We start from the raw sequence: 14,525 nt of genomic DNA on the forward strand, positions 1-14,525 counted from the left end.
AAACTAATTTTATTGATAAAATAAGATTATGTCAATTAAATTATAATTAATATAGCATGTTGATAGACATATCTATGAAACTATTTCATATATTTAAGTTATTATGTCTTGATTATGGGATCAAAATTATTGATTTACCGAAACTACTCTGTTCGTACAGGACAAATGATCCAACATGGTAAAAATGATGAACGCTCGTGCGACCTACTAGAGCCTCAGTCTTAGGCTGCTCGGCATTCATCTTGACAACATTCTTTTTTATCTGTTATTGATCAAACATTAGCTATTCTTCTCTCCACTTCGGCGAGATCCGAGAAAACTCCATTCACCCTGTTCAGGTGGGAAAACGTGTTAAAGACGATTCCCTTTCCTTTTACCGGACACCGTCTCCCGATTTGTCTTTTCGAAATTCAACCGATTAGATCGGTTCTGATAGCGTTGTTGTCCATCTTTAATGAATCCCAGAAGGGGGCTTTAGAATGTCATTGAATTTTGATTTACCCAAAGATGCCGAGCTAACCAGAAAAGTCGTGCGTGAATTTGCGGAAAAGGAGATCGCTCCTGTTGCCCAGGAACTGGACGACAAAGAGGAATTTTCATACGACCTGACCAAAAAAATGGGGGAACTCGATTTTTTTGGCCCATTCGTCTCCGAGGAATACGGCGGGAGCGATGTTGGTTATCTCAATTACATTATAACCGTAGAAGAAATTGCGAGGATAGATGGGTCGCACGCGGCCACTATCGCTGCCGGCAATTCTTTAGGAATTGCGCCGATTTATTATTTTGGGACAGAGGAACAGAAAAGAAAATGGTTGCCTGACCTGTGTAAAGGAAAGATCCTCGCTTCTTTCGGGCTGACGGAATCTGACGCCGGCTCAGACGCTGGGGCCTCAAAGACCACTGCTGTATTGGACGGCAATGAATGGGTCATCAACGGAAGCAAAATATTTATCACCAACTCAGCGACAGACATAAGCGCTGTTTGTGTCGTCCAGTGTGTCACCGACAGGTCTGATTCTGGAAAGCCTGAAGTTAGCTGCATCCTGGTAGAAAACGGCGCAAGAGGCTTCACTGCGGAAAAAATGCACGGCAAGATGTGCTGGCGATCCTCTAATACCGGCTTACTGACTTTCCAGGATTGTCGGGTTCCCAAAGAGAACCTGCTTGGTGGCCGAGGCGAAGGATTTCACCAGATGTTGAATACTCTGGACGGAGGACGTCTGTCCATAGGAGCAATGGGACTAGGTGGCGCCCAGGGGGCTTTTGAACTTGCCTTGGATTATTCGAAAAAGCGACAACAGTTTGGCCGCCCTATAGGATCATTCCAGGCAAACGCGTTCAAATTGGCCGATATGGCCACCGAAATAGAGATGGCAAGGCTGCTGCTTTACAAGGCCTGCTGGATGAAAGACAACAAAAAACTCACCCCGAAGTACGGGGCTATGGCCAAACTGGTGTGCTCCGAGACATATTACAGAGCAGCGAACCATGCCGTTCAAATGCACGGCGGATACGGTCTGATGAAGGATTACGCGGTAGAGCGCCATTATCGCAATCAGAAGCTTCTGGACATAGGAGAGGGCACATCCGAGGTTCAACGCATAGTTATAGCTAGAAGCATTGGAGTTCCAGGCAGATCAATGTAACAAGGCGCGACTGTTGGCAGGTTTGTGACTTGCCACGTTAAGTGAAAGGACGAGAGATGAACGACGAGTTCAAAGAAACTTCATATCAATCTTTCCGTGACACGGTTGACGGATACGGAGAGGGCAAAGGAAGTGATTTGCTGACGGACCCAGCCGCAGTCGAAGCGGCGAGACAGGAATCATTAATTGAAAAAAACATCGATCATGCCGCCAAGTTGCGTGCTGCCAGAGAATCATTGGGTTTTTCAATCAACGAACTGGCTGGTCGAGTAGGTGTTTCTCCAGAAATTCTTGAAGAAGTCGAAGCCGGGAAAAGCATTTTGCCTCTTGGTCAACTTATCAAACTTAGCAAGGCGCTCTCTCTGAAGATGTCGGACGTCATATCTGAGGGTGACAAGCCTTTCATCATAGTTCGAGCAGGAGACCGAAAAAGCTTCAAACGTTTCGGAAAATCCATGGAAGAACACCGTGGTTACGAATACGAATCTCTTGCTTCGGGAAAAAAGAATCGGCTCATGGAGCCTTTCATTGTCACCCTTAATCCATCTGACGCGAATGAACCTTCGGCTCATGACGGACAAGAATTTATTTACGTTCTCGAGGGAGAAATGGACGTTCTTGTAGGACCAACCGAGGATGTCTTAGGACCTGGAGACGCGATCTATTATGATTCGAGCGATATTCATCTGGTTAAAGCGCACGGAGATAAGCCGGCGAGAATTTTGGCGGTTCTGATTAGCTGACAGCCTAATGCGCTTCAACGAATATCTTTTTCGAAATTCCAATGTTCCTCCGGGTTCATCGGTTGCGCATGAATCCCCACGGTTTTTTGCTTCGAAGAGGTTACTGTCGATGAACATCATCCAACCGGCGGAAACGCCAATTATGGGAGCGCCGGCTCCTGCAATCGCTTTTCTCATTCTATTTGTCGCAATTTCCTTTTTCTGCTACGTGATGTTCCGGCGCATTGACTTGCTCCGTAAGGCAGCCCCTGACCCCAGATTCACAGATATCCCTAAACGCCTCTGGCGGGCCGTTTTGTATGGGTTTGGGCAGTGGAGGCAGCCTCGTTATCTAGGGGCCGGAATTCTTCACATACTGTTGTTTGCCGGGTTCATGATTCTTTCTTTGCGGTCTCTAACTTTAATCGGCAGGGGCTTTTCGTCGACATTTCATCTTCCTCTGTTAACCGGACATATAGGCTTTGCATACGAATCACTCAAAGATTACACGGTTCTTCTCGTTCTGGTGGTGTGCGTCATAGGTATGATTAGAAGGGCTGTGTTCCATCCCGCAAGATATGATCATCCAGGAGTGAAAGGACACGAATCGGAAGCTTACCTGATTCTCGGCCTGGTTTCAGCGCTCATGATTACCGACATGATCCACGATGGCGCAGCGCTTAAGGCTGCTGGGAAATTCGGGGAATCTCACTGGTTTCCAGCGTCTTATCTGGCTTCTGTGTTCATTCCCGCAGGCCACCAGTCAGTTCTGAATGGTCTTTACGTAGGTAGTTACTGGGCGCACATTCTTTTCTTTTTCGGCCTCCTTAACTATCTTCCAATTTCCAAGCACTTTCATGTTCTTACAGCCATTCCCAATGTTTTTTTCTCAAATTTGAATCACGGAAAAATAAAACCGGTCAGATATGGAGTGGCCGATTGGATGGAACTCGACCACTGTGGAGCTGGGAATCTCACCGAGTTTACATGGAAACATATTCTGGATTTCTATTCGTGCGCAGATTGCGGAAGATGTTCGGACAATTGTCCAGCCACGACGGTTGGAAGAGCTTTATCTCCTAAGATGATAAGTGTAAAAGCGAGGGATTATGCGTACGAGCGTTTCCCTATTTTTGACAAAGCCTCCAGAACAGTCGGAGATCAAAAAAGTCTGGTTGGAGATATTATTACTGAACAGGAAATCTGGGCGTGCACTACATGTGGGGCATGTGAAGCTGAGTGCCCTATTTTTATTGAATACATAGACAAGATCGTTGATATGAGACGCCATCTTGTTGATCGAGGAGAAATTCCCCCAACCCTTCAAAAGCCACTGCAGCAGATTAAGAAAAAAGGGAACGCATATGGAGCCATGAAATCCAAGCGAGCCGCTTGGACAAAGGACATGGGCGACCTCCAGATCAAAATTCTATCTGAAGGCGAATACACCGACCTACTTTTCTTCGTCGACAGTTGTGGATCTTTTGACCCAAGAATCCAGGAAATCACCAAGTCCTTCGCCGGAATAATGTCCAGAAACAACCTGGACTACGCTATCCTGGGGCAAGACGAGACCGACGCCGGGAACGAAGTTAGACGGTTGGGAGAAGAGGGGCTTTTCGAACAAGTGTCGAGTCGTAATATCGAAGCTTTTAAAGCACGGAATTTCAAAGAGATAGTCGCTTTTGACCCACATGCTTATAATACCATCAGAAATGACTATCCCGAACGTTTTCCCGTCATTCACTCCAGTCAGTTAATTGCTAGGCTCCTGGAAAATCGTTCCATGTCCTTGAAAGGTGATTACGTGGCTGGGAGGATAGTTACTTACCACGACCCGTGCTATCTTGGGAGGCACAACCAAATCTATGAAGAACCCAGGACCGTTTTGAAGGCCATTCCGGGGATACAATATTCGGAAATGGAGCGTTCCTTCTCTCGGAGCTTCTGTTGTAGTGGTGGAGGCCTACTGCTTTGGTACGAAAACGAAGAAGAAAAAGAACGTATGGGTGAAAGGCGCGTTAAGATGGCAATGGAAATTGGGGCCCAGGTTATCGTTACGGCCTGTCCGTTCTGCCTCATCAATCTCGAAGACGCCATAAAGACGACTGGAAATGAGGGAAAGATAGAAGTCATCGATCTGGTTGAGCTTGTTGACAGATCCATGGTTTGAGAACCAATTTGGAATTCAGCGCTTCAAGTCGAATAGAATGAATTTTGGGAGGACCCATGAACATCATTGTCTGCATTAAATGGACACCAGACACTTCTGAGGCTGATCTCACTCTGGCTTCAGGGGCTAAAGACATTAAAAAGGACGATCTCGATTATGACATGAATGAATGGGACCGCTTCGCCATTGAGGAGGCGGTACGGATCAAGGAAAAATTAGGCGGAAATGTTACGGTTGTTAGTCTGGCTCCTGAAGAATCAGAGGAAATGCTTCGAGAATGTTTAGCTAGGGGAGCGGATGACGCGTTCCAGGTTTGGTCTGATGAGATGCAAGGTGGAGATGGCTACGCGACAGCCTCAGCGCTAGCTGCATTTATTAGAACCCGGCCCTATGACTTGATCTTTACCGGCACGTTAGCGGAAGACGACGGCGCCGCTCAACTTGGAGGCATGCTGTCGGCTATGCTCGATATACCTAGTTCGACTCTGGTTTCAAGGATAGAAATACAGGGGACTAAAGCCTCATTCGTTCGAGAACTTGAAGGTGGAGTTTATGAATCCATGGAAATGGAGCTTCCTTGCCTCATCGCAGTAGCTACTGGATTGAACGAGCCCCGTTTTGTTTCGATAAGGGCTGTCAGGAAAGTAGCCTCCATAGAAATACCAAATGTGGGGATACAGGATATCGGTCTCGACCCGGATAAAGTTGGCGCCGCCGGCTCTCGTGTAGAGATTGAGCAAATGGCGCTGCCGCCTGAAGGTGAAGGGGCTGAAATCATCAAGGGCAAACCAGGAGAAGCCGCTGCCCGTTTGGCCGAAATTCTCAAAGAAAAGGGGATGATAGGATGATGAAAAATATATATGTGCTGGCCGAACATAGAAAAGGGGCTCTAAGAGATACTACTTGGGAGGCAATCGCGGCTGGTCGAAAGTTGTCTTCGGACTTGGGTGCGGAGCTTGTTTGCGTTCTTCTTGCGAATAATGCGGCTCCAATGGCCGAACAATTGGCTGGCGAAACGCCTAGAGTGCTGGTAGTAGACAATCCTGTGTTTCAAACCATGAATTCAGAGGCCGTTATTAAGACCCTGCAAGAAATACTGAAACCCACTGAGTCCTATTGGTTGCTCATGGGAGCGTCAAACGGAATACTGGACTTGGCTCCCGGGGTATCAGTGGCGCTTGACGCGGCTTTAGCGACTGACTGTTTTTCAGTGGAAGTGAAAGATGGCGCTCTCTTCGCTTCCCGACAAATGTACAGCTACAAGATTAACGCTAACGTATCATTCAAGAATTCAGATCGCGTTGTTCTAACTCTACGGGCTGGAGCTTTTCCGTTCGCGCCGTCGGGAGGCGCCAAAGGAACCATAGAGAACATGGCCTGCCCGATTGACCCCGCGTCCCTTAGAAAACGGTTTGTTCAATACGTCGAGGCGGAGAAAGGCGATGTCGACATTGCTTCCGCCGATATAATTGTATCCATTGGCCGTGGAATAGGTGATGAACCGGATCTCGAAATATTCCAGTCTTTATCTGACACAATCGGCGGGGTCCTGGCCTGCTCGAGACCGATTGTGGACAAGAATCTGCTCCCAAAATACCATCAGGTAGGCACTTCGGGGATAGAGGTCAAACCCAAGGTTTATTTGGCCCTTGGGATAAGTGGCGCATTTCAGCACTTGGGAGGCATCAAGGGTTCCCCTCTTCTGATTGCGGTCAACAAAGACCCACGAGCGCCAATATTCAGAGTTGCAAACTATGGAATTGTGGGAGACTTGAATGAAGTGGTTCCTGCATTAGAGGAAAAAATCAAAGAACTAAAAGGATAACGCTCTCTCAGATTTCCGCCGTGGTAGTCATTAACCGGCTCACACCTTATACTTGCGGTTAAGAATCGAGTCTAGGGCCTGTATAATTGTTAAGCCAGCCTGGACTCGACTATTTTTTTGACTTTAATTTGGGATAGTATGATTTGATGGAAAAAATTTTCGAGAAGGTCTCCGAAACCAGGGATTTCCTGCTTGGTCGATTCAGAAACAGAGCGCCTGACGTAGCCATGATTCTTGGAACCGGTCTAGGGGGGCTAGCTGATAACATAGACCGAGTATTGGACATCGCCTACGAGGAAATTCCTCATTTTTGCTTATCCACCGTGGATAGTCACAGAGGAAGACTAGTCTTGGGCTTTATGGGGGGAAAACCGATCGTAGTCATGCAGGGGCGTCTCCATTATTATGAGGGCTATGACCTTGACCAAATTACGTTTCCGGTTCGTGTTTTCAGATCTTTGGGAGCCAAACTTCTCGTCTTAAATAGCGCCGCCGGCGGCTTGGATCTGTCTCTCGATCCAGGATCCGTTATGATAGTGCAGGATCACATCAATTTCATGGGCGTCAATCCATTGCGAGGTTTGATCGATCATCGTTTGGGGGATCGTTTCCCTGACATGAGCCGTGTCTATGACCCTATCGCCGTTGATATCGCCTCTGAAGCCGCGATTCAAAAAGGCTGTTCATTCAGGAAAGGCGTCTATGCGGCCGTTGCAGGCCCCAGCCTGGAGACACCGGCCGAAACCAAAATGCTTCGACTACTCGGCGCCGACGCTGTGGGAATGAGTTCGGTCCCTGAAATCATAACGGCTGTCCAAGTCGGTTTCAGGATTCTTTTTCTTGCAGTCATCACTAACGTAAACGATCCTGAAAATATGTTTCCACTTTCTGTTTCACAGGTAATAGAGAACGCCTCTCTTTCACAACCCGTACTTTTTGATGTTCTAGAGCAGACTTTACGACGAATTGAGCTATGACCTGGGGGGCCGGATCTTGAACATCCACTCTGATAGAGCATACATTGTCCTCGAAAATGGGCTGATCTTAACCGACGCGTCACGATCGGATCCGGAGCCTCATCATAGGACTGTAATTTCCGGTGACAGGATTGTAGCCGTAAACTCTTCGGCGCCAACTCCACCGGTGGCCGTGGAAACTATTGACTGTTCAAATTGCATTATCATTCCAGGGCTTGTTAATTGCCACGTTCATTCGCCTATGAGTCTTTTCCGCGGGCTGGCCGATGACCTGCCTCTCCAGACATGGCTTGAACAGTTTATTTTCCCAAGTGAAGCGCTACATGTGACCCCGGAGATGGTTAGACTTGGGGCTACTCTGTCTGCCGTCGAGATGGCGTTGTCAGGGATCACCACGTTCGCAGACGCCTACTTTTTCATGGAACAGGCGGCTCTCGCGGCAATAGATGTAGGGCTCCGGGCTGTAATAGCCCAAGGTGTAATTGATGTTCCAACTCCCGACGTGAAACGTTCTGGTTGTTGGCGAGATCGAGTCTCTGAATTTTTCGAAAATGTTTCTTCACATTCAACTATAACTCCTTCTATCTTTTGTCATTCTCCATATTTGTGCGGTCCTGATACATTTAAAAAGGCATGGGAACTGTCAAAATCGGCCGGGACAAAATTGTTCTCCCATGTGGCTGAAACGACCACTGAAATTGAACAGGTGACTCTCCGCCACGGCGTTTCGCCTGTTCAACTGCTTGATTCAATTAATGTCTTGGACCGGGATTTTGTCGCTATACACTGTGTCCACCTCACGCCTAGAGATCTTCAAATTATTGGCGAGAGAAATGTCAGCGTTATTCATTGCCCCGAATCAAATATGAAACTGGCCTCAGGATCGGCCCCAATTGAAACTTTTTTGCAACTGGAAATTGGTCTTGGCATCGGGACAGATAGCCCGGCCAGCAACAATAACCTGGATTTGTTTGAAGAAATGAGATCAGCATCTTTGATGGCCAAATTGATTTCCAATAACCCCGAAGCTCTAAGCGCACGAAATGCTCTTACTATGACTACTATTGGTGGAGCTCAATGCCTAGGACTTGACAAGGATATTGGGACACTTGACGTTGGGAAGCAGGCAGATATTGTTGTGGTGGATCTGGATAAGCCTCATCTTTTTCCCTTGTACGATCCGATCTCCCAACTCGTCTATTGCGCTAACGCCGGGGATGTGAGAGATGTCATTGTGGCCGGACGCCCGATAGTGCGCAACCGCCGGCTTTCTTTCACCGGTTACAGTGAAGTTCGGGAAAGATGTCTTGAGTTGGCTCGAAAGATCGCTAAGAGCGCCAACAAGAGTCTTTTCCTAGCGTAAAAAGGAACACATGTCTGAAAAAATAACATACAAGGACGCAGGGGTCGACATAGAGATCGCCGACCGGGCTCTGCAATCCGTGGGGGCTCAAATCCGCTCCACTTTTATACCCGGTGTGATCGGGAAAATTGGGGGGTTTGCAGCGACTTTTCGTCCTGACTGGAAGAATTTTGTCGATCCGGTCCTGGTCTCTGCAACAGACGGAGTAGGCACTAAGCTTAAGATTGCTTTTATGGCAGATTCACACGATACAGTGGGGATCGATCTAGTCGCAATGAATGTAAACGATCTGCTTGTCACTGGAGCGCGTCCCCTCTTCTTTCTGGATTATTTCGCTGCCGGCAAAATACTCCCTGGGACATTCGAAAAAGTCGTCTCCGGCATTGCCAAGGGATGCAAGATTTCCGGTTGCGCTCTTATAGGCGGAGAAACAGCCGAGATGCCGGATTTTTACCCATCAGGAGAGTACGACCTTGCAGGATTTTGTGTAGGGATACTTGACCAGACAAAAGCCATTGACGGCTCAAAAATAAAAGAGGGGGATGTAGCTATCGGACTTCTGTCGTCCGGGTTGCACAGTAACGGGTTCAGTCTTGTCCGCAAGGCATTGCTGGAAAAAGAAAAATATTCTTTGGATACGGAATTGCCTGAGATTGGTCGGCCTCTTGGAGAAGAGCTTTTGACGCCCACATCAATTTATGTAAGGCCCGTGCTCTCCATTTTGGACCAAGTGAAAATTCACGGGATGGTCCATATCACGGGCGGAGGTTTTTACGGTAACATTCCCAGGGTACTACCCACCGAAATCCAGATACACATTGATCGTTCGTCATGGAAAACTCCCCCGATATTCAATCTCTTGAGTGAGTCCACCCATCTTGATGATCATGAAATGTTCAAAACGTTCAACATGGGAATCGGAATGGTCATAATCGTTGACAATATTGACGTTGACCGGACCATTGAACTCTTGAGGAAAAATGAACAACCAGCGCGAGTTATCGGTCGGACCTCGGCAAGAGGCTCCGATGCTGACCCTCAAGTTGTGATAGCGTAAACTGGCTCCTTCCCAAAGCCTGACCCAAGACACAATGGATAGGAACATTCTTGAAGATTTCATAAACTCCGAAGCCAATCTGTTACACGACCTCATAAATCGAGTCCGCTATAACCATCCGGGAATAATAGAATCGAGCTTGATGGATACGCCCAATCCAAGGCTTGCTATTATTCGTCTTGAGGACTTGCTACGACTAGATTCCGCAAACAAGATTCCCCTGCTATTAAATGACCCCGAAACATGGAAATGTTTTGTCACAACCATTGGTTCTTCAGGTCACCTGTTTTCGACGCTAAGACGAAGCGCAGATCTCATTTCATCCATATTCCTCGAAAAAGGTTTCAGTCAGCGCAAGACTGCGAGTCAAAAACGGATCGAGTTGATAGATCGCCTTGGTCGATTTGACAATCCAACGCCCGAAGATATGAATCGTGAGATAAGACGATACAAGGAGGAGGATTTTCTCAGAATCGGGTGTAGAGATCTTTCCGGAATGGCGGATGTCGTTCAAATCATGGCCGAACTTTCGGACCTTGCCTCTACAGCGTTGAATGTCGCTGTTGATTTCCATTTTGACCGATTGGCCCTTAAACATGGGAGAATTCACGGCTTAAATGAGAATTCAACAGGATTCGTCATTTTCAGCATGGGAAAACTTTCCGGCAGAGAACTCAATTTTTCGTCTGACATCGATCTAATTTATCTAAGAGACCCCGAAGAGGGCTGGACTTTGGGCCCTGAAAAGATTACAGTTTCCAGATTCTACGAAAAACTGGCCCGCTCTGTCAGTCGTTCTATGTCAGATATCACTGAAGATGGTTTCGTATTTCGGGTAGATCTCAGATTGAGGCCGGAAGGCGACCAGGGCGAACTCGTGCCATCGCTCAACAACGCCAAGGAATATTATCTATGCTGGGGAAGAACCTGGGAACGAGCGGCTCTCATGAAGGCTGTTCCAATCGCTGGGGATGCCGATCTGGGAGAGGAATTTCTACGAGAAATCGATCCCTTTGTATATCGTAAAAATCTTGATTACTCAACCCTGGATGACATGCGTCTCATGAAGAGACAAATTGAGATTCATTTGAAGAAAAAGCAGGGTTTGAACATTAAACTGGGCCATGGGGGAATTCGAGAAATAGAATTTTTCGTTCAGACGTTGCAATTGATCAATGCTGGGAAAAATCCCAAGCTGAGGACTCCTTCCACACTCAAGGCTCTGGAACTACTGAGTAAAGGGGGCCTGTTACCTGTTTCAACAGCTAATGATTTGAGAGACGCCTACCTTTATTTTAGAAGGGTTGAGCATCGAATTCAAATTGATCATCAACTGCAAAGACATGATATTCCAAATACACATCAAGAACAGAAAGAGCTTGCCTGTCGTATGGGCTATGATGGGCCTGAAGCGCTAGATCACTTCCTGGATGACCTGGAGAAACGAAGGAAACTGGTTGAGGAATTATTTTCTTCTCTTTTGCATCATGCTTCTGAAGACAATTTCGAACGAGTATCGTCAACAACCAGTCACATTATCGAATCAATCGACAATCACGATGAAATTATCTCGACTCTTACAGATTTGGGATTTCGTAACCCTTCTTCGACCTACCCTGTTTTGAAACACATGATAAATCCTTCTTCAAGAGGTGTGGTCTCGGAAAAAACTTCGAATTTGTTGGAACGCCTGGCGCCTCTGCTTCTCGACTCCGCTCTCATGGCTCCAGAACCGGAAAAGACGATAGCGGCTCTAGATTCATACATAGCGTGTCTCATGGGCGCTCCTAACTACTACTCGACATTCCTGGAAAATCCAGCGACGATCCGTTTCCTTGTAAGAATTCTTGGGGAAAGTCGTTTTTTCACAGAACTCTTGATCAGGCATCCTGAATCAATCGACTCTTTAATCGGTCGTGGATCGGAACTGTCCTTCAAGACGCCAGAAATTCTCAGGAAAGAGATTCTGGAACGGCTGGATTACACTGAAAATCTCGAAGATAAGCTAAATGTCCTTCGACGATTCAAGAATGAAGAAACCCTGCTGATAGGTGTGCGCCAACTCAATGCGGAGATCGAATCCTCGATTGCCCGTAGACTCATAACAGACCTTGCCGATGTCTGTCTGGCTGCGTCTGTAGAAATCGCCCGACATGAGATGGAGCGTAAATTCGGATCGGAGGGCTTGGGGGATCCATTACCGTTCGTGATCTTGGGGATGGGAAAACTCGGAGGAATGGAAATGACCTACATGTCAGATCTTGATGTCATTTTCATTTATGATTCTCCTAGAGAAAATATCGGAAGGCTGTCTTCAAGAGAATGGTTTTCTCGTCTGGCGAACCGGATAATTTCAATACTGAGCGTTCCTACTGCCGAAGGAGCCGTTTACGCCATCGACACGCGCCTACGTCCTTCAGGGAATAAAGGAGCCTTAGTCTCTACCCTTGAATCCTTTGAAGAATATCACAGCGAGACATCGGCTCTCTGGGAGAAGCAAGCTTTGATTCGATCCAAAGTGGTTACTGGTCCTCCTTCATTAGCCGACAAAGTTCAGTCAATAGTCCGGGATTGTATCATCAGAACCAAACTCAGCGAAACAGACATCGCCGAGATCTCAAGAATACGTCAAAGAATGGAAAAAGAGATCGCCCTGGAAGATTCTGCGAATGTAGATTTGAAAACAGGTCAAGGAGGGCTGGTAGATGTCGAGTTTTATACACAGGCTCAAATCCTGTCCAATGCGGCGCAATATCCTGAACTTATACGATCCAGCACTTTGGAGGCGCTGTCCGGTTTAAGGGAATATTCACTGATTGATCAAGAAACCTATGAATCTTTGGATTCAGGTTACAGGTTCCTGACCAATCTAGAAGACAGACTACGAATAATGGAAAACCGAAGTATAGACAGAATGCCTCTCTCGGGATCCAAATTGGTGGGCCTGGCTAAACGCCTGGGATATGGAACTGATGGAGAAGCCCTAATTGACGATTATCTTCGAATTCGAAACAAGATAAGGGCCATATACAGTTCATTTTTTTCTCCCATCCCCCATGGCAAGGTCGGTTAAATCGCTTCAGCCAATATCAATAGGCCACCAACCTTCGAATTACATCCTGAGCATGAATAACGCCACGTGCAAGAAATGTGGCTGTACCCCAAGACATTATTTTGAAAGAGATATCCTAATTTGGCGCACGTTGATGTTATACCCCTGGAAATTTATTCTGAAACTCCTGGTTCGACCGCCTACGTAATTGTCCAAAACATGGCGACTGCTGCGCCGGGCTAAATTTTACTAATCGCTAACCTCCACCCCTGCAACACTGGCTCGACACTTTATAATGCCTATTCCTTTCCAGGTCATCACGACTTGCCGGTGCTGGTTCATAACTTCCACGTACGAGCGAACACTCCCTTGATCCGGTTTCGAGTGAGAGAGCTTAGCCTCCAGAACAGTGGCCCGGACCGAAAGAGTGTCACCTGGGCGAACAGGCTTGCGCCAACGCAGTTCGTCTGCGCCTGGAGAGCCCAAACTGGCTACCCTTGAGATATAATTGTCAACCAGAATCCGCATCGACAGGCTTGCAGTGTGCCAACCGCTGGCGATCACCCCGCCGAAGAAGGACTGCTTCGCCGCTTCTGGGTCCGTGTGAAATAGCTGTGGATCGAAACGCCGCGCGAATTTGATAATCTCAAGCTCCGTAATGGTGACAGAACCAAACTCGTGAACGGCTCCCGGCCTATAATCCTCAAAATAGCGATCCTCTGCCTTGGTTTCAAATGTCATAACGCTGCAGAACTCCCTCATTCGTCCAACACCTGTGGTCGGCGTCGGAGACTGCGATGTAAGCCTCCGAGGCTAGTATTCCTCGAAACCTTTTGCGAGGTAACAAATTTGATAGGGCAATTCAGATCGATCTCACGCCCGATCTGAATTGCCTGCTCCGACAGAGTCGAGTATTTTATCCGAAGATTCCAGCGCCTTTTACCGCCTTGGCGACCCGGGCTATATGTTTCCCATGATGATGGGACGAGATGAGCTGATCATCAGAGAGACCCTTCGGGCTTAAATCTTCCGCATGCGCTCTACCATAAGGCCCCCACTGTAATCCCGCTGATGGATAACCAGGTGTGCTTTTGGGTAACGGGACCATTATCAGCCCAAGTTCGGCAATGTTGTTCAGGAGCGCAAGCATTGTCAATTCACAACCACCACCTCCACCCCCATAACCCGCTCCGGATGCGAATACGGCGCCCACCTTCCCCAAGGTCTTATCCTGCATCCAAGCTCCGCTACATACGGTGTCGATAAACTTTTTCACTCTCCAGTCGATACTACCCATGTGAACAGGGCTGCCCAGGACTAGGGCGTCACATGACAGGAGATCTTCCATTTTGGCTTCTTCGGCTTTCCTTATTACGGCGTCACAATCCGGCACGGTTTTTACACCCTCAGAGACAGCGTTGGCCATCTTTTCAACGCTTCCATGATCGCTCGCGTAAACTATCAAAACTTTTACCATATCCATATCCTTCCTTCTACACTGAAAATGCTTTCGTTTTTTCTCGACACAATTATAATAAGTGTCTATGTTTAAGGATAAAATGTTTCCGCATAACTTTAAGGTAACCGTTCAGCAGGAGGCGGTCAATAGAGAAGGTGTTGACAGCCCAAGTCGATGAGCAGTGATGGAATCGACCAAGAAATCAAAGGGGTTTTTATTTTGAAGAAAGCACGTTCGGGTGGCCGTAA

The 14,525-nt window shown here is 47.3% G+C and carries 11 protein-coding genes; 9 read left to right on the forward strand and 2 right to left on the reverse strand.

From position 1 onward, the window contains the following. Positions 1 to 479 precede the first annotated feature (479 nt). From WC647_14705 to glnE, 9 genes are all read left to right on the forward strand, one after another. On the forward strand, positions 480 to 1,649 hold the full coding sequence (locus WC647_14705; protein ID MFA6223557.1) for an acyl-CoA dehydrogenase family protein: 1,170 nt from the start codon (positions 480 to 482) through the stop codon (positions 1,647 to 1,649). Positions 1,650 to 1,705: 56 nt separating this feature from the next. Continuing rightward, positions 1,706 to 2,392 (forward strand): XRE family transcriptional regulator, encoded by a 687-nt coding sequence (locus WC647_14710; protein MFA6223558.1) that lies wholly within the window; start codon positions 1,706 to 1,708, stop codon positions 2,390 to 2,392. Positions 2,393 to 2,501: 109 nt separating this feature from the next. Beyond that, positions 2,502 to 4,544: a (Fe-S)-binding protein gene (locus tag WC647_14715; protein MFA6223559.1), complete on the forward strand. Its 2,043-nt coding sequence runs from the start codon at positions 2,502 to 2,504 to the stop codon at positions 4,542 to 4,544. A gap of 56 nt (positions 4,545 to 4,600) precedes the next feature. Further along, positions 4,601 to 5,392, forward strand: a complete 792-nt coding sequence (locus tag WC647_14720) for an electron transfer flavoprotein subunit beta/FixA family protein (GenBank protein MFA6223560.1) — start codon at positions 4,601 to 4,603, stop codon at positions 5,390 to 5,392. Next, the gene (locus tag WC647_14725) at positions 5,389 to 6,369 is read left to right on the forward strand and encodes an electron transfer flavoprotein subunit alpha/FixB family protein (GenBank protein MFA6223561.1); all 981 of its coding nucleotides are present in this window, start codon (positions 5,389 to 5,391) and stop codon (positions 6,367 to 6,369) included. The genes WC647_14720 and WC647_14725 overlap by 4 nt, the downstream gene beginning before the upstream one ends. Before the next feature lie 146 nt (positions 6,370 to 6,515). After that, positions 6,516 to 7,346, forward strand: a complete 831-nt coding sequence (locus tag WC647_14730) for a purine-nucleoside phosphorylase (protein ID MFA6223562.1) — start codon at positions 6,516 to 6,518, stop codon at positions 7,344 to 7,346. A 16-nt stretch (positions 7,347 to 7,362) separates the two neighbouring features. Further along, the gene (locus WC647_14735) at positions 7,363 to 8,709 is read left to right on the forward strand and encodes an amidohydrolase (protein ID MFA6223563.1); all 1,347 of its coding nucleotides are present in this window, start codon (positions 7,363 to 7,365) and stop codon (positions 8,707 to 8,709) included. 10 nt (positions 8,710 to 8,719) lie between these two features. Continuing rightward, positions 8,720 to 9,766, forward strand: coding sequence for a phosphoribosylformylglycinamidine cyclo-ligase (purM, locus tag WC647_14740; GenBank protein ID MFA6223564.1), 1,047 nt, complete (start codon positions 8,720 to 8,722; stop codon positions 9,764 to 9,766). A gap of 34 nt (positions 9,767 to 9,800) precedes the next feature. Continuing rightward, on the forward strand, positions 9,801 to 12,839 hold the full coding sequence (glnE, locus tag WC647_14745) for a bifunctional [glutamate--ammonia ligase]-adenylyl-L-tyrosine phosphorylase/[glutamate--ammonia-ligase] adenylyltransferase (GenBank protein ID MFA6223565.1): 3,039 nt from the start codon (positions 9,801 to 9,803) through the stop codon (positions 12,837 to 12,839). Positions 12,840 to 13,067: 228 nt separating this feature from the next. On the opposite strand, the gene WC647_14750 is transcribed toward glnE, so the two are convergent. Both WC647_14750 and WC647_14755 read right to left on the reverse strand, forming a co-directional pair. Beyond that, positions 13,068 to 13,559: a MaoC family dehydratase gene (locus WC647_14750; GenBank protein ID MFA6223566.1), complete on the reverse strand. Its 492-nt coding sequence runs from the start codon at positions 13,557 to 13,559 to the stop codon at positions 13,068 to 13,070. Between the two features lie 175 nt (positions 13,560 to 13,734). Then, positions 13,735 to 14,295, reverse strand: coding sequence for a flavodoxin domain-containing protein (locus tag WC647_14755; GenBank protein ID MFA6223567.1), 561 nt, complete (start codon positions 14,293 to 14,295; stop codon positions 13,735 to 13,737). Positions 14,296 to 14,525: the final 230 nt, after the last annotated feature.

This window comes from Desulfomonilaceae bacterium (assembly GCA_041662605.1).
Classification (GTDB): domain Bacteria; phylum Desulfobacterota; class Desulfomonilia; order Desulfomonilales; family Desulfomonilaceae; genus CAJBEZ01.